Annotated in this window: 18 protein-coding genes; 6 read left to right on the plus strand and 12 right to left on the minus strand. The window is 42.7% G+C overall.

Annotated features, from left to right (window positions below; translation table 11 throughout):
- The first annotated feature begins 48 nt into the window (after positions 1-48).
- On the plus strand, positions 49-1,062 hold the full coding sequence (locus tag DNHGIG_RS00130; RefSeq protein WP_282197754.1) for an acetoin utilization protein AcuC: 1,014 nt from the start codon (positions 49-51) through the stop codon (positions 1,060-1,062).
- On the opposite strand, the gene DNHGIG_RS00135 is transcribed toward DNHGIG_RS00130, so the two are convergent.
- From DNHGIG_RS00135 to ptsG, 6 genes are all read right to left on the minus strand, one after another.
- A complete protein-coding gene (locus DNHGIG_RS00135) occupies positions 1,015-1,452 on the minus strand; it encodes an RDD family protein (protein WP_282197755.1) in 438 nt (145 codons plus the stop codon). The genes DNHGIG_RS00130 and DNHGIG_RS00135 overlap by 48 nt on opposite strands.
- A 107-nt stretch (positions 1,453-1,559) precedes the next feature.
- On the minus strand, positions 1,560-1,736 hold the full coding sequence (locus DNHGIG_RS00140; RefSeq protein ID WP_282197756.1) for a hypothetical protein: 177 nt from the start codon (positions 1,734-1,736) through the stop codon (positions 1,560-1,562).
- A 151-nt stretch (positions 1,737-1,887) separates the two neighbouring features.
- Positions 1,888-2,343: a GNAT family N-acetyltransferase gene (locus tag DNHGIG_RS00145; RefSeq protein ID WP_282197757.1), complete on the minus strand. Its 456-nt coding sequence runs from the start codon at positions 2,341-2,343 to the stop codon at positions 1,888-1,890.
- Between the two features lie 683 nt (positions 2,344-3,026).
- Positions 3,027-3,572, minus strand: a complete 546-nt coding sequence (locus DNHGIG_RS00150) for a cysteine hydrolase family protein (RefSeq protein WP_282197758.1) — start codon at positions 3,570-3,572, stop codon at positions 3,027-3,029.
- A gap of 110 nt (positions 3,573-3,682) precedes the next feature.
- On the minus strand, positions 3,683-4,147 hold the full coding sequence (locus DNHGIG_RS00155) for a low molecular weight protein-tyrosine-phosphatase (RefSeq protein ID WP_282197759.1): 465 nt from the start codon (positions 4,145-4,147) through the stop codon (positions 3,683-3,685).
- Between the two features lie 118 nt (positions 4,148-4,265).
- On the minus strand, positions 4,266-6,296 hold the full coding sequence (ptsG, locus tag DNHGIG_RS00160) for a glucose-specific PTS transporter subunit IIBC (RefSeq protein WP_282201319.1): 2,031 nt from the start codon (positions 6,294-6,296) through the stop codon (positions 4,266-4,268).
- A gap of 404 nt (positions 6,297-6,700) precedes the next feature.
- Between ptsG and DNHGIG_RS00165 the strand changes: the two genes are divergently transcribed.
- A complete protein-coding gene (locus DNHGIG_RS00165; RefSeq protein ID WP_282197760.1) occupies positions 6,701-7,528 on the plus strand; it encodes a C40 family peptidase in 828 nt (275 codons plus the stop codon).
- A 65-nt stretch (positions 7,529-7,593) separates the two neighbouring features.
- Here DNHGIG_RS00165 and DNHGIG_RS00170 read toward each other — a convergent pair whose 3' ends face one another.
- Positions 7,594-8,310: a CAP domain-containing protein gene (locus DNHGIG_RS00170; RefSeq protein ID WP_282197761.1), complete on the minus strand. Its 717-nt coding sequence runs from the start codon at positions 8,308-8,310 to the stop codon at positions 7,594-7,596.
- A 185-nt stretch (positions 8,311-8,495) separates the two neighbouring features.
- On the opposite strand from DNHGIG_RS00170, the gene DNHGIG_RS00175 reads away from it, so the two are divergent.
- Positions 8,496-8,696 (plus strand): hypothetical protein, encoded by a 201-nt coding sequence (locus tag DNHGIG_RS00175; RefSeq protein WP_282197762.1) that lies wholly within the window; start codon positions 8,496-8,498, stop codon positions 8,694-8,696.
- A 378-nt stretch (positions 8,697-9,074) separates the two neighbouring features.
- On the opposite strand, the gene DNHGIG_RS00180 is transcribed toward DNHGIG_RS00175, so the two are convergent.
- From DNHGIG_RS00180 to DNHGIG_RS00190, 3 genes are all read right to left on the minus strand, one after another.
- Entirely contained in the window at positions 9,075-10,010 is a 936-nt protein-coding gene (locus DNHGIG_RS00180; protein WP_282197763.1) for a DMT family transporter, read from the minus strand.
- Positions 10,011-10,039: 29 nt separating this feature from the next.
- Entirely contained in the window at positions 10,040-10,705 is a 666-nt protein-coding gene (locus tag DNHGIG_RS00185) for a GntR family transcriptional regulator (RefSeq protein WP_282197764.1), read from the minus strand.
- A gap of 1,321 nt (positions 10,706-12,026) precedes the next feature.
- Entirely contained in the window at positions 12,027-12,185 is a 159-nt protein-coding gene (locus DNHGIG_RS00190; RefSeq protein WP_369414742.1) for a sporulation initiation factor Spo0A C-terminal domain-containing protein, read from the minus strand.
- A gap of 322 nt (positions 12,186-12,507) precedes the next feature.
- On the opposite strand from DNHGIG_RS00190, the gene DNHGIG_RS00195 reads away from it, so the two are divergent.
- The 3 genes from DNHGIG_RS00195 (at position 12,508) to DNHGIG_RS00205 (ending at position 14,969) form a co-directional block, all read left to right on the plus strand.
- The gene (locus DNHGIG_RS00195) at positions 12,508-12,705 is read left to right on the plus strand and encodes a hypothetical protein (protein ID WP_282197766.1); all 198 of its coding nucleotides are present in this window, start codon (positions 12,508-12,510) and stop codon (positions 12,703-12,705) included.
- 8 nt (positions 12,706-12,713) lie between these two features.
- Positions 12,714-14,378: a recombinase family protein gene (locus DNHGIG_RS00200; RefSeq protein WP_282197767.1), complete on the plus strand. Its 1,665-nt coding sequence runs from the start codon at positions 12,714-12,716 to the stop codon at positions 14,376-14,378.
- 252 nt (positions 14,379-14,630) lie between these two features.
- On the plus strand, positions 14,631-14,969 hold the full coding sequence (locus tag DNHGIG_RS00205; RefSeq protein ID WP_282197768.1) for a hypothetical protein: 339 nt from the start codon (positions 14,631-14,633) through the stop codon (positions 14,967-14,969).
- 36 nt (positions 14,970-15,005) lie between these two features.
- Here the strand turns inward: DNHGIG_RS00205 and DNHGIG_RS00210 are convergent, their stop codons facing one another.
- Both DNHGIG_RS00210 and DNHGIG_RS00215 read right to left on the minus strand, forming a co-directional pair.
- Positions 15,006-15,308 carry a YhjD family protein gene (locus DNHGIG_RS00210; protein WP_282197769.1) on the minus strand — a complete coding sequence of 101 codons (303 nt, stop codon included), beginning with the start codon at positions 15,306-15,308 and terminating at the stop codon, positions 15,006-15,008.
- A gap of 368 nt (positions 15,309-15,676) precedes the next feature.
- Positions 15,677-16,594, minus strand: a complete 918-nt coding sequence (locus DNHGIG_RS00215; protein ID WP_282197770.1) for an ATP-dependent DNA ligase — start codon at positions 16,592-16,594, stop codon at positions 15,677-15,679.
- Positions 16,595-16,676 lie beyond the last annotated feature (82 nt).

Genomic DNA, 16,676 nt, shown 5'->3' on the forward strand with positions numbered 1-16,676 from the left:
ACAGGATCATGATACCCGAGTCCTCCCGAACAATAAGGAGGAATACTAGTGAGCAAAAATTCAGCATTTATATACAGTCCTCAATTTCTTCGCTACAAGTTTGCCGATGAGCACCCGTTTAATCCAAAACGTCTCGAAATGACTTTCGACCTCCTTTCCACGCTCGGTCTCGTGCAGGAGCATCAGCTTGTGAGCCCTCGTCCTGCATCGGTAGAGGAATTGATGCTCGTTCATGATCCCGTTTACATCGACGCCGTCAAACGTGCTTCACAGGAAACAAGAGAAGAAGAACGGGAGCATTTTCGAATATTCGGCTTGAACACAGAGGATAATCCTCTCTTCCCCGATATGCACGAGGCGACTCGCCTGATCGTTGGCGGTACGATCGTTGCAGCAGATCTCGTGATGGAAGGTACTTTTGCGCACGCGTTCAATATGGCGGGCGGTCTGCATCATGCCCATCGCAGACTCGCTTCCGGTTTCTGTATCTATAACGATATCGCTGTAGCGATCGCATATGTAAAAAAGAAGTATGGTATACGTATCGCTTACGTGGATACGGATGCACATCATGGGGATGGGGTACAGTGGATCTTTTACGATGATCCGGACGTGTTGACGATCTCCCTCCATGAAACGGGCAAATACCTTTTTCCAGGGACGGGAGCCGTATCGGAACGCGGGATAGGACGCGGTTACGGTTATTCTTTCAACCTGCCGCTGGAAGCGTTTACAGAAGATGATTCCTATTTGGAATGCTTAATAGCCGCCCTCACGCCTTTGTTGCATAGATTTAAACCAGACTTGATCATTTCGCAGCATGGCTGTGATGTACACCGCTTTGATCCGTTGGCCCATCTGTCGACGACCACTCGCGTTTTTCGGGATATCCCGAAATTCATCCATGAACTCGCTCATGAGGTGTGCGACGGGCCTTCTTTCCCAGCGTACCAGTTTCTGATACGTGACAGGGGAGAAGGCTTCCTGTGTGCATGTGACCTTATTGGGCTGAACTCACGATTCTTTACGTACCACGAGGGTTCCCGCGATCATGTCGTGTAACCCTTGTTTCTTCTTCGTCCATCCCGCCAACAAGTAACCGATCAAAAAGAGAATACTCGAAATGATCTTCGCGAAATATCTCCCTGTCGCTCTGCCAAATGTTATACGTTGGCCGTTAAGCTCGGTTACGCGAAGTCCTAGAGCCATTTTCCCAAGTGTTCCCTGTTTCGTTGAACTTTCCATTAAAGCGAAATACAACCAAGTTCCCACAAAAAGGATCCATTCATACAACATGAGAGGGCCAAGCGTCGTGTTCGGATCATGAGTGAGCGCTGCCATACCGATTGCAGATACTCCAAATATGAATGACAAAATAAAACTGCATACCCACAATAAGATCGCGTCAATCAAATAGGCGACAAATCGTAACCAAAAACCTGCGTATCTCATATGAAGCCTCTCCTCTCAAACGCCAGAAGCGTTTTAAGAGAATATATGTGTCGGAATACCCGTCTTAAAACAAAAAATCCCGCTGATTCAGCAGGATTTCGTTATTTTCAGCATACTTCCCTTTCTTGAATCACTCGGATCTCCCGAATGCATTTAATTCCTATGACACCGTTTCTCTTCTCCTGTTCTTGCACAGCTTTGATTTCAGCTTCTCTGTACGATTGCGCTTTCAAGTCGATCTGTGTCGAACCTGTTAAAGTGAAGTATTCTACGATAAATTGCATCATTTGACACCCCTTTACTCATGATCGTACAAGAATCTCTGGAGTGGATAATTTCGAACACTTTTTTAATTCTATCGATTTTGGCAAAATTCCTGCGTATCATCAGGAAAAATTTTTCATACATGGCCCCTATCCTAAGTACTTAACTGTTTTAAAGCGATCTTTGAATTTCAACTGAACCATGAATCGGTCTGCCGATGACGCGGAATTTGTTTTTCTTCCAAAATGTCAACGCGTTTTCGTTCGAAATTTGTACATGACCGATGATCTTTTGAACATTGATTTTTCTCGCTTCGGAAATGATGTGATGAACGACTTCTGTACCTATTCCTTGATTTTGCACATGAGGGACCAGTATCAAAGAACTTAAGTACATTTCTCCTGAAGGAAATACTGTATACATATAAAAACCGATCGGTTTATTATTTCTTTCGATGATCATAACGGTTTCATTTGCTCGAATCTGTTGACGAATGATATCTTCCGTCAAACCTATGCCTACCGACTGTTTAAACATCTCTTTCATCAAAGAAAGTGAAGTCTTAATGATAAACGGATCATCATTCTCTTGGCGTTTTCTATACGATAACGAAGTTACTTTTGCCATCGTTTATTCCCCCTGGTTACTTGAAGCGGAATATCCAACAAGGTGATCGGAATCACCTACTCCGAATGCAGTACTTTATGTAACCCGTTCTTTGATCGAAACGGCGATCATCTGAATTCAATCATAAATCAGCGTCTATCACACTACGTTCAACGATAGACTATTGTTTGAAAGATCGAACAGGTTGTAAATATCATGGGGGATCTGGAAAAAGATCATGAATGAAAAAGGGAAAGGTACACCCTCCGACCCGAGGGTGAAAACAACAGAGGAGGATATGAACAACTGTGCATGTAGGAGGATATCTTTTTCTCTAAAAGTTTAGGAGTTTTCATTCACCAAGCTTTATCCTTTCATTGACTCAAGCCATTCCACGTAACATTCACTGCATAAAAATTCGTCATGTTCGTGTTCCTTTTCGTAGAATGTGACATACGATCCTTTCGTCGCTTCGTGGCCACAGTGATAACAGGTTTCGTTCAAAGTGCTAACCTCCCTACCCAGCCATTCTTAATTGCAGCCATTCATTGAATCATAATTCTTGCTGCAATATGTAGTATCTCCTCGAAAACAGCTCACTCGCTCTGAAATTATAACCATTTGTACCTTTAAAAAGTAACGAAGAACCGCCGGTAAACCCCACTCAATGGGATTCCGGCGGTTCTTGAAAAATAAATGAAACATCATGTACGCAAGAATTCTTCGGCCCCCAACACTCTCGCGTACGTTCCATTCAACGCAGCTAAAAACGACAGATGAACATGTTCAGCGGGGATGGTCTCGCCATTAAATGTAAGATTTCTGCTTGCACAAGCATCATGAATCACGACGCATTCGAAACCATAGTCAAAAGCCGCTCTCGTCGTTGCATCGATACACATATGAGTCATCATTCCGCAGATCACCAATCGGTTGATTTCTCTTTTCTGAAGTTGTGATAACAGATCTGTCTCTCGAAAACTGTTGGGATAATGTTTTTGAATGACCACTTCATCCGGAAGCGGCTCTACATTTTCATGAATCTTGATACCGTCCGTTCCGGGAAGAAAAAACGTTGCTCCTTGGCGGATGGAGATATGTTGAATATGGAAAACGGGCCACCCTTTCTCTCGAAAATCAGTTAGTATTTGCTTTGCTCTGAGGCTTGCTTCGATCGGTTCAACGAGCTCCATCTTACCATGAGGAAAATAGTCATTTTGGATATCGATGAGTAACAAAGCGGTCTTCATAACGGATATTCATCCCCTATATTCAAGAAAATTCGATCAAATACAGCTTATCACAATTTTACTGAATATACAATTTAAACAGAAATCTCCTTCACAGATTCCCAAATACCTCAAAGACAATGTTCCTCCTTTATTTTACGAAGCAAAGCTTCACACCCGCGTTCAATGAGATCATACACCTGATCAAAATTTCCAGTGTAATAGGGATCGGGTACGTTTTTCGTTAGACTGTTGTCAACCAGATCGAGCAAACGAAATACTTTTCCTTTGGAAACGCCAAGTTTCCGTAAACCCTCGATGTTCTCCTCATCCATCGCGACGATATAATCAAATGTTTGCAAATCGTTTTTTTGAATTTGTCTGCTGTAAATTCCATCATGTGAGATTCCGTGTTTTGATAACACCTGAATCGTACCGTAATGCGGCCGTTCTCCCGCATGCCATCCTGAGATTCCGGCCGAATCGATCTCGATTTCCTCAGCCAATCCTTCTGTTTTTACTAAGTTTCGAAATACAGCTTCTGCCATGGGGGAACGACAGATGTTGCCCAAACAAACAAAAAGTACGCGAACCACAAGAATACCTCCAATCCTATACGGGTTCCATTATGGAGAATCGAATACTTGCTCATTAACAATTTATAATTCGAACAGCAAAAAAGCTAGCTCCCAATTGAGAACTAGCTTTTCGTGACTACTTATGAATCGATACAATGTTTTCTTCCCCAAGCTTGACTTTTGAACCCACTTTCACCGAAACCTTTTCTCCATCGGCTAGGTTCGTGAAGATTACAGGTGTTGCCATCGAAGGGACTTTCTCTTTGATCACGTTGAGGTCTACGCGGAGAAGCGGTTGTCCCGCTTTTACTTTTTCCCCTTGTTCCACGAGCGCCTCAAAACCTTCGCCTTGCAGTTTAACGGTGTCAATCCCGAAATGGATCAAAATCTCCCGTCCGTTATCGGCAAGAAGTCCGATCGCATGTTTCGTCGGGAAAAAGGTTGTAACGGTACCATCCACAGGTGACACGACCAATCCATCAGATGGTTCTATAGCAAAACCATCCCCCATCAGTTTCTGGGAAAACACTTCGTCCGGAACGTCTTTCAAATCGACGATCGTACCTGCCAGCGGCGACACAAACTTATCTTCCCCCTCAACCGTTTGGCTGGTCTCTTTTCTTACAGGTACTGAAGCCGCGGCAACCTCGCGAGCTGCTGTTCCCGTTGTTTTGCCGGCGATCACTTGCTTGATTTGTTCTTTCAACTGATCCGACTTCGGACCAAAGATCGCCTGGATATTGTCACCGACTTCAAGCACGCCCGCTGCTCCTAAACGCTTCAAAGCTTCCTTGTCCACTTTTTTAATGTCGTGTACCGATACTCGCAAACGCGTAATACATGCGTCTAAGTGTTTAATGTTTTCCTTGCCGCCAAGCCCTGCCAAGACGCCAACCGCCAGCTCATTCGCGTTTTCCTTGGTCTCGACTTGCACATCATCGTCTTCACGGCCGGGAGTCTTTAGATCCCACTTACGAATCGCAAAGCGGAACCCGAAATAATAGATCACCGCGAACGCGAGACCGACCGGAATCACGAGCCACCAATGCGTTCTGTTAGGCAGAACACCGAACAAAATGAAATCAATGACGCCTCCCGAGAATGTCATACCGATTTTGATATTCAAAAGTTGCATGATCATGAATGAAAGCCCGGCAAAAACCGCGTGAATCGCAAACAACACGGGGGCTACGAATAAGAATGAAAACTCAATCGGTTCCGTGATCCCCGTCAAGAAGGAGGTCAACGCAGCGGAGCCCAAGATGCCCGCAACCAACTTTTTCTTTTCCGGTTTTGCTTCATGATACATCGCAAGTGCGGCAGCAGGAAGACCAAACATCATGAATGGGAATTTCCCCGTCATAAAGGAACCAGCAGTAAACGGTACATTATCTTTTAATTGGGCAAAGAAGATGTTTTGGTCTCCATGCACGACTTGTCCCGCTTTATTCACGTAATCTCCAAACTCAAACCAGAACGGTGCGTAAAAGATATGGTGCAACCCAAACGGAATCAAGGAACGTTCTACCAATCCAAAGATAAAAGTAGCTAAAACCGGGTTTTTCACGAGCATAAAATGAGAGAATGCATTCAAACCCGTTTGAATCGGCGGCCAAATAAAAATCATAATGATTCCCAATACCAGGGAGGAAGCAGCCGTTACGATAGGAACGAACCGTTTACCGGCAAAGAATCCCAAGAACTGAGGCAATTGAATGTTATAAAACTTTTTATACATATAAGAAGCCAGAATCCCTACAATGATACCTCCGAAAACCCCGGTTTGAAGGGTTGGGATCCCCAATACCGATGCATACGCCTTATTATGGGCAACCATATCGGGAGTCACATGAAGGATATCGCCCATCACCTGGTTCATGATTAAGTAACCGATAATTGCGGCAAGACCAGCGACCCCTTCTCCTCCTGATAAACCCACCGCGACACCGACCGCGAAGAGCAAAGAAAGGTTGCTGAATATAATGCCTCCGGCATCTTGCATCACTTGGGCCACTCTTTGAAATACATGCCCGTTAAGCGCAGGAATCCGTGAGGTTAGCGCCGGATTTTGAAATGCGTTACCGAATGCAAGCAAAATACCTGCAGCCGGCAAAAGTGCAACGGGTAACATTAAAGCCTTACCCACTTGTTGCAAAACACCAAACATTCGTTTGAACACTTTAAGATCTCCTTTCGTTCGAGTAAGGATTTTATAATTATGAAGAAAAATGAAACAGGCATGAGTGAAAGAAAACAGAATCGAATACAATTAGTATTCAATCCGTTTCCTTAACTCATGCCTGATCGAATCAGTAACACGTAAGGATCGCACAAACTGTTATATATTGTGATCTACTCTGCTCGATCTTCTCGATCGAATAAAGCGGTTTCAAATGAACACTTCTAGGATCAACCATATATTTTATAGCACAAACATTCAACTTTATGCAATACCTTTCTTGTTTCAAAAAGAATGGATCGCGTCACTCCACATCCAGTATCTTTCTGTTTACCCTCCATGCGATAAGAGAATCCTATAATCGATGTTTCTCAATCATCAGGAGGGATACCATGCGGAAAGTTTTGCCCATCTTCATGTGCCTGTTGATGCTGGTCGGCTGCCAGTCTACAGGGATGCAAAAGCAAGCAAAAAATCAATCGCCTCACATCCTTCAAGTGAAAAAAGCGGATTATCATCGTCTCGGAAACGAGGTGATTATTCATACACGTTCGATCGCGGAATCGGATCTTCGCAATGTGAAAGATGAATCTCTTCTCGACATCAACAACATCGAGGCGATTCGGGATTATGTGACGTATGTTCACCCAGAGAAAAAAGTCGACAGAATACGTGTATTAAAAGGTGACCAAGAAGCGTTAACCGTTCAAATCACGGATAGTGAGACAAAAAGACCACAGCTGCCCGTGAAAGAAGCGAGAGTTACGAATACTCCCGTTCCGCCCCCCGGCGTTAAAATGGATAAGCATTTCACCACGATAGCCCCTCCCAACGCGAGTAGGCAGCAAAAACTGGAAGCCTTACGGAAAGTCGGTGAAGCGAAGTTGGGAGTCAAGTATATATGGGGCCATAATCAGGAACGTGGACAGGCGGGGTTCGATGCTTCGAACTACGTAGCGTATGTATACCATCATGCTTTGGGGTATATTTTACCTACCTCAGGTCGAGAGCAGTATTCTTCCGTCGGAGTGACTGTACCTGTAAAAGATATGCAACCCGGCGATTTAGTCATTTTTAAAAATGGAGGGCATTCGGGTATCTATATGGGAGACGGGCGGATGTTACAAGTCGGCGGCGGAACCGGAACATGTACATATTTGCCGCTTAAACCCGGCTCCGAATGGTACAAGCGCATTTCAGCAGTGAAACGGCTGTTTTAGTAGAGAAGACGAAGACTCGTGCAAGTGTAATACCTGCACGAGTCGATCATGATCATTCGTTCGTTTTACGGGCGAACAAATTCCTGTACCCAATAGGTACCGTAGGATCCGCCATGTGCTACTCCAATACCAATTTCAGTGTAGTTCGGATTGAGAATGTTCGCACGATGACCGGGACTGTTCATCCAATCCTTCATAACGGTAGCCGCATCAGGCTGCCCTGCGGCAATGTTTTCACCTGCATACGAGTAATGGATGCCGAATTTGGTCATCATGTCGAATGGACTGCCGTATGTCGGCGAATTATGATCGAAATAATGATGGTCTCTCATGTCTTCCGCTTTCACTTGAGCCATGTTATCGAGAGACAGATTGATTTTCAATGGCTGGAGTCCCGCTTTTTGCCGTTCCTGGTTAACCAAATTTACCACTTGCTGCACTTCTGCCGGAACGGAAGAGTTCGCAGTCGATTTTTGTGGAACTGGTTTGGACGGCGCTGTTTGCGCCGGAGCCGGCTTCGTTACAGGTTTCTGTACAGGAATCTGTGAAGGTTGTGTGACAGGTTTCTGTACAGAAATCTGTTTCCATGATTGTTCCTTTTGGAAGAATTGTTGCAGCCAATTGTTGAAATCATTCCAATTGGTAAAGGTAAATGTTTCCGTCTTGCAGTACGTATTGAATGTCGTTGACGTAGCTGCGTAACTCGGCGCTGCAACCCCCACTCCTAATAAAGATGCAGCGAGCAAAAAAGCTGCCGTTTTCTTCGCGGTTCTTTTAAACATGAGCTTTCCCCCTTTGTATTCAGTATAAAAGAGGGACAGGGAAGTTTCATTACAAAAATATTGGAATAGCAGGGATGAAGGATTTTCTTTCATATCTTCACTTTTGTAAATTTCCATTGATCTGGTTTACCTTTCCCGTACCAATGAAACAATAAGAGTAAACTTGAGTATGGGAGTGATGGCTTGTGGAAGCAAATATGAATCAAGATGCGGTGATCTCACAGATTCGAAAACTGCATGAAAATGGGGAATCCCTGAGCAAGAAAAAAGTAAAGCAGTCACACCCTGACCTCATGAGGAACGCATTGTACTATTTTCCCAGTTGGGAACATGCACTTCAAGCATCAGGATTGGATACCGTTTCAACTACCCACAGAATCGTTTAGCAAAGAGACTGAGAGCTTCTTTTTTCCCATTGAAAAAAGAAGCTCTCTTTTTGAGTGACGGTTTAACTCAGTGACTGTCCAGAGACATTCCTCTTAGCAATCAGTCAGGCGACTCTAGTTTCGTTCTACCCCAAGGATGGAATGTTCATAGGAACCCATGAACTACTGATTACGCGGTGTTGCTAAAAGTAAGATAAAAAGCGGAAAAACAGTAAAAGCCGTTAAAAGGATCCAAAGTACAACTTCCGGACTCATAAAACAATCTCCTTTGCGTTAATTTTTATTTAAGATAGCAAATCTATTATATAAAAAAGGAGCCTATTTGGCTCCCGACAAAATCGTGAACAGAGTATCCTGAAACTGTGTAACTTTTTATTCCTAAATTCCTTTTTGAGTGACGGTTATCACTTTTCTTTCGTTCTTTTTGGATGATAGGATCGCCACCGTAGCCATGATGCTGATGCCCCCGATCATTTCGAACAAACCAGGTACATGATGCAGCCAGATGACCGACATCACTGCCGCAGACAACGGCTCGGCGCTTCCTAACACTCCCACTTCTGCCGGGGATAAATAACGTAAACTGTCGATATACAAATAAAAGGAAATTAACGTTCCAAACAGCACGACAAAAGCAACCAACAGCAAAGAATGTACGGATAGATGAGCATCTCGAATCGTCCACGGAGGACTGAACAGTCCCATTCCCAAACCGCCGATCAACATTCCCCATCCTATAGTGGTCATTGATCCCCAACGGCGAATCATTTCCGACGGGTAAACGGTGTAAAAGGCGGCCGTCAACGCAGACAACAATCCCCAAACCACCGCGGGAACAGGCACGGTCAATCCTTTCAATGAACCGTTGGTCACGAGCAAAAAAGTGCCCAACAAGGCTAAAGCCAGCGCGGCAACATCTTTTCTTTGTGGCCATCTCTTAAGCCTTAAAGCCACATACAAAGTGATAAAAGCCGGTCCCAAATACTGAAGCAGTGTCGCAGTTGTGGCGTTTCCCGCCTCGATCGAAATAAAATACGTGTATTGCACTCCTAACAGGCCGATCAGTCCAAAGCAAAGAATTTGCCCCGCATCCCGCAAACTCCGCCAAACCGCCCAGATTTTCTGCTTATTCAAACTTGCCCAGATGAGCAAAACCAGTCCCGAACAAAGCAAGCGGACAGTGACCAACCAATCGGCATGAATCCCTTCCCGATGAAACAGCGCTTGAGCAACGGTTCCCGAAATCCCCCATAGGGAAGCTCCTACCAACACCATGGCGATTCCTTTCATCCGGTCACGAAAAAACAGATGCAAATCATTCCCTCCCCAACATTCTTGTTTCTCTATATCGCTTGAAGCTGAATGCGTGCCAAACTGTTTTTCCAGTTCGACTCAATCGCGTCCAATGCACCTTTCAAGTCACGCTGTTTTAATGAATTTATGATTTGGTCGTGTTCAGCACACGACACTCCTGCATCTTTCATTCGATCAAAGTAATAAAGCTCAATTCGACGAAGCTTTACCTTAAGACCCGAAAGCAATTTATTTAATTCATCATTGTTAGCAAGATTTATGTATACACTATGGAAGTCGTTGTCAGATTTAAGTGCTGCCATATGATCACCTGCGGCCATGGCCTGTTTCAAACAATGATTAGCAAGTTCCATTTTTTCTATATCCTGATTCGACGTCCGGTCAAATGCAGTTGTCAAGGCTAAACGCTCAAGTGACCACACAATAGGATAAATGTTTCGAGCCTCTTCAAGGTTGATCGGGGCAACCTGGGTCCATCTATTAGGCTTGGTTTGAACGAGACCCTCATCTTCCAACCGCAGTAAAGCTTCTCGTATGGGTGTACGGCTTACGCCTAGGATCTCAGCCAGTTCCTTGTCGCGCAAATGTTCACCAGGTTCAAGTTTGCCTGTTACAATCCAATCTTGAAGTGTATGATAAACTTCCTCACGGATAAAAGTGCGTTGCAATTTATTAGTAGACTCAGGTAGAGTCAAAAAACGCACCTCCTCGATAACTAAGCAAGTTGCTATTTTTAATATGTAATATATCACACATTACACTTCAGTCAACATAGATATTCTGGGGAGCAACAGGCAAAAATTATGCATAGAATTATTTTCGAACAATTTTACGGCGGCATTCCGCGCGATAGAGGAAATCGAATTCCACATTTATTCCACAGTTGTAAGGTATAATACTACCACTGACTCCTCATTAAGGCGTAGTCATCACGACTGCGTCTTTTTCATCGGATTGTCCATCACCCGTTATTCTCGTGCAAACGATGGAGCGGGTCAGGTGCGATAAATCTACACACTTACTTTTACAAGCTTTCTAATAAATAGCAGTAACATTTGGGTTAGCATTTCACAATTGTTCCGTATTTATCATTTACAATGATTGTGATGAAATCTCTCCTTTCTTCTCAACTATGTCCCCCTTTCATGAGGCGTGGTCGTTTGACGACTGCGTCTTTTCATTGAGGAAGACAGTAATTTAATGAAAGGAGCATAATTGGTGCAAAGTCTACTTGCATGTATTGATACTACTGCAACACAACATACGTGGATCATTCCCATGTCTATTTTCTGCATAGCACTTATCAGTTGGATCGTTACATGGTGGAACGAGCGATTTTTATGATTCATTGAAAGACTGATCGAATCGTTTCTTGCGTATGCGCTCGCCAATATATAACCTAAAAAATTAACCGCTCGTGATGAGCGGTTGTTAAGGGTGTGGGCTGTGTTGTGCTTACCCGCACTACCGGCATGCGATTTAATTGTATCAACTAAAAATAGAATTTACGTTAACGTCATGTAAAGAAATGGACTCATTTACTTGGCACCATGGGTCGCAATCGGTAATAGTTTGTGCACAAAAGCCTCGTCTTTTCCATCACAGTCTCATGTGTGCGAAACAGATTTTTCCAACACACATTGACCACACGCTTGAGTGTTTTGTATATTTTGGTAAATCGAATTACACATTTATTCCGTATTTGTTTTGTACAATGTATCTACACATATCACCCTTACCCCATTGCATTCAGAGCAACGTGTTTCATTAAACCCCCTGCCGCGCGGTCATCACGACTGCGCTTTTTTTATTGTACATAGGTGTGAAATAATAACAAACTCCCTCGTTGCTACAGCAGCAAAGGGAGTTTGTCTGCAGTCTGAGAGACACGCATGTAAAGCGTGTCTCTGATGTGATATGAAGAGGATGGAAGGTTGAGGTCTAACATATCATCGCCAAATCCATCCGCCAGATCCTGTGCTGTATTCCGCTCTGAAAGCCTTGCACTGGCGTGCCTCACGAAATCTTCGCCTCGATCCTCAACTTATCCGCCACCATGGCAATAAATTCCGAATTAGTAGGTTTGCTCTTGCCGATGTTTACCGTGTAACCAAATACGGAATCCAAGCGTAACAAGGGATTTCGGGTTTTACCAATTTCTGATATATCCCTAATTCTTCCTTATTTCATTGGGTTCAAATTAAAGAATTGGTTGGTATACTTGTCTTTGAGTAAAATATAACCAACTGGACAAGGGATGTCAATATTTTAAATCTTTATCACTCCAATATCGATGCGTCGTGTATCAATCGAAACAATATTAGAGGCTCTCGTTATGAACGCCTTTTAATAATGGAAACTTAAGCCAACGCCAAATTATAATCAACACATCGCAATAGGCACTTTACGTAAGCGGGGGTAAAAGTTAGAATATTATTAAAACTAAATTCATTATGATAAATTCAAGCTTGCACAATTCGCATAGGAAGGTTGAAGGATGGTGCGTAAACGGAAGAATCCGGTGTATAAAATCATTGAAATACCCGATACAGGTTGCGGAAGAACGCTTGACGATCTCCTTAACTCAAAAGAAGTACACGATTGGTTCAGACGAGTGATTGCGTACGGAAAGATGTTGAAAAGTCGTAGCAAGGATGGAAAAATCAACACAGAAACTTATCAATCGTCGGAGTGAATGAATATATGTTGAGTACGCCTATTAGCAACAAAATAAGAATTTTCGTGATAAAAGACAAAGAACCTCCGGTATTAACAAACAATGAAATTGAACATCTTACGGAATCTATAAGAGTTGTTATTTATGCTCGTGTATCAACAACAGATCAAGCGGAACGTGGGTATTCTTTGGAGTCGCAAGTTGAGAAATGTTACGAACTGGCTAAAAAGAACGGATATAAAGATGATGAAATATTGGCGATTGTTGAAGCAGGCAAATCGGGCGATGACCCGAATCGACCTGCTTTGAATTTTGCTTTGCAGTTACTTGAATATGGTGTTGCCAATGGCGGCAAGTTTATTTGCTTACACCCTGATCGTTTCAGTCGTTCGTCTTATCAAGGTACAAGTGTGATGTACAAGATTTGGTCATATGGAACGGACATTGAATATGTCGAAATGAACTTTGATCCCGACAATCCAGAATCCATGTTGATGTATAACATCCAATTGGCTATAGCTCAGTACAATAAATCCAAAATACTTGCCAACTCCAGGAGAGGTCGCAGACAAAAAGTTAAACGAGGAGAGATCCCTGGATTAGCTTATATTTTCGGGTATGACTTCGATAAAGAAAATGATACGTTGATCGAAAACGTCGATGAAAAAGAATGTTATTTGACCATAGTGGATTGGTTCTTAAACGGGAAAGATAGAACGCCGATGACTTTATCCGGTATCGCACGTGAGCTAGCCAAAGAAGGATACAAACCGCCAAAAGGGAAGGCATGGTATGCTACCACGATTTATCGAATACTTAGAAATCCCGTGTATATGGGCAAGTTCTATTATGGAAAAACCGAGGTGCAACAAAAAAACGGCGAGAGAAAGCAAGTTAAAAAGGCTGAAGATGAGTGGATGATTGTTCCTGTTCCCAAATATATCGATGAGGTCACATGGATAAAAATACAAGAGAAATTAGACGAACACGATGTTATATACGGTAACGGAGGTCGTCCGACACAAAATTACCTACTAAAGGGATTGCTGAAATGCGGTCGATGCGGGGGAAATGTTGCATATGGTGGCCATTCAAAAACAAAGACACACCATTACAGATATTATGCGTGTACAAACAAAAAGGTTTATGGGTGGGAAGTTTATACGGGATTGCCAGTTAAACAACCGTGCAGAGGCAGGAATTGGCGGAGCGACATTATTGATCATGTTATATGGTATTGGTTATTGGGAAAATTGCAGAACCCGAATCAATTGATCGAATCGATCATGAAACAACAAGATGATCCGGAAGAAATTAAAAAACTTAAAGATAGAATGTACAAACTCGATTCCGTTCTCAGAGAAAAAGAGGACGAAAGGCAACGTAACATTTTAGCTTTTCGTAAGGGATGGATTACGGAAGAAGAAATGGATGTCACGATGAAAAAATTAGACGCTGATATAAAATCGCTGAAAGATGAAATGGGGTTTGTATCCAACATATTGAAAAACATGTCCCTAAAATCGGACGGACTGAATGAATTGAAAGAAAGTATAGAAATTTATAACGAAATTATAAATAAAAATGTATTGACAGTCGAACTTAAACAACAAATCGTTCGCACTTTTATTAAGCAGGTAACGCTAAAAGACGATTCCATTGAAATATTTTCAAATTGGGGCGTTAATTAAACAATGAAACAATCAGCACAAAAACTAATTAATCACAGGAGTGGACTTGTGCAGGTTTTATACTCTCGCACGATAACGCGTCAAAAATAGCAGGTCATTTTACGTCGTGTTAATTAAACACCAACCTGTTCGTCCCTACGATAAGCCTCGATCATCGCGGATCGGGGTTTTATTTATGAAAATCGGAATTATGCGTTCCACGTCACACATAAGATTAAGTGAAAATTCCCTATAGGAAAGGGTGATATCGAAATGAGTGACATAATCAACGTTATTGGCAAAGATATCGATCCCGAAAGAGATATTTTCTTGGGTGAAACAAGTGTTCAAATCACTGGTTTCTGGGATTATCCTAGTGTTCATATTGTCCGATCTTATCAAGTCCGTGACACCGAAGACGCTGGAGAAAGTGCAGGAGGATTTTATCATATTTTTCATCACAAATGCGGCACTACAGTTGTTAATTACAATCGTGCGCAATACGAACAGGTGGCAAAATTTATAGATGTATCGGATCACTGGCAAATTTTCTATTATAATGAAGAACATGGTTTCTGGCCTGTATCCAAAGATTGGAGATATACAGGATAAGATAAACATTCCTCCCTCACTTCTCAGGGAGGTTTTTTAATCCAACATATGTTCCAATCGTCCTAATGCCTCCGCTTCTAACATTGGCAACGTGTACGGCACTTCAAATACTTTATTGTTCCATTTGAATTGTATAAACACATCCTGCTTCTTCCATTGTTTTTCCATAATAAATGTGCCGCTACGGTGCATTTGCCGTCTCACTTGTATCAACTCATCCGATACTCTCTTTTGCAGCGATTCAAATACACCCTTTGTCCATGATTGCGATGATTGTAATTCACGTTCGATGTGTTTGAGCATCAATTCGCGAATCAACAATTGTCGAATCAAAGACATCGGTCGCATCCTTCATCACCTAATACGAACATTTGTTCTCATTTTATCATAAAAGAAAACCACGCGCAAATTAGTTCGACTGTACGTGATACTATATCACCTCAATTTTGCTATACAGTTTTCCATATAATTGTTCTTTCGTTGGTTTAGGCACTGTGTTTTCTTGAGATACTCTGAATACTGCTTCTGAAAACTTCATCAAGAGGGACTCTTTGAATACGTTAGAAAAGAGGAAGAAGGAAGAAAGGATTGCTATATTCGGTTGGCTGAAAAAAGGTAGATCCCTCCTACAACAAATAAACTAATAGATCCAGCCCATATCTTAGAAATAGATATGGGCTTTTAAACATCAAAGGGGGAAATACCGTTTAAGATACCCATTTACACTCTTCCGGGTTCTTGTGAGGGAGAAACCTTTTAAAAGATGTGATCCGTAAATTGTGTTTCTCTGTTCGATCCAAATACTGAATTTCGCAACACAACAGAGGCTCTACCCATTGTACCCCTCTTCTGTCTCGGTACGTGTGTATCTGTTTGGCCACTTCGAGAAACGCTTGTTTCTCTACCTGATTGAAGCCCAACTCTACAGTAGCTACGGGTTTATAAGATACAGTTGGAAAATGAAGGCCAACAAGCAGACCAAATCGGGGCTTCAGACGATATCCTAAAATTACAACGTCTATACTCCGGAAGTTTTTTATTTTGATCCAATCGGAACTTCGTGTATCCAATGCGTACTTGGATCGTTTATGCTTGGCTACAATACCCTCCCAGTGATTTTGCTTCGACCATTCCAGGAGCCAATCGCCAAGTTCGTCGACGAATAACGTTGGCGTTATGACATCATTCGGCTCAATGATTTCTTGAAGGATTTGCTTTCGAGTAACAAGATCCTGATTTATATGTTCCTTTCCATCCGTATAAAGGACATCAAAGGCGATTAATGTTGCCGGCATTCGCCTGCTTGCTTCAGTGATCTTCGCTGGATCGCTCAAACGGCCACGAGTATTAAAATCATCAAATATCGTTCGTCTGTCCCGGTAACACACGCCTTCACAGTCGATGATTGCTTCTGTTACTTGAATGGCATCTGCAGCTGCTTGAAATTCCGGAAATTTTTCTGTAATCCGGTTCCCATGTCGGGTGAAGACTTCGATCTTCCGTCCTTGTTTATGTAGAAGACATCTCCATCCATCTGCTTTGAGTTCGTAGATATATTCAGGGTTTCTTAGATCAAATGTCTTCTGCATGGAGGCTAACATCGGTTTTATCGGTTGAAAAAGCACAAGCACACACCTCGCTTGTGTATTTTCGCATGTAGAGAATGTGGATTCTATAGGGGATGAATGGAATCAACCATTCCTATGA

Origin of the sequence: Collibacillus ludicampi (assembly GCF_023705585.1) — a bacterium.
Taxonomy (GTDB): domain Bacteria; phylum Bacillota; class Bacilli; order Tumebacillales; family BOQE01; genus Collibacillus; species Collibacillus ludicampi.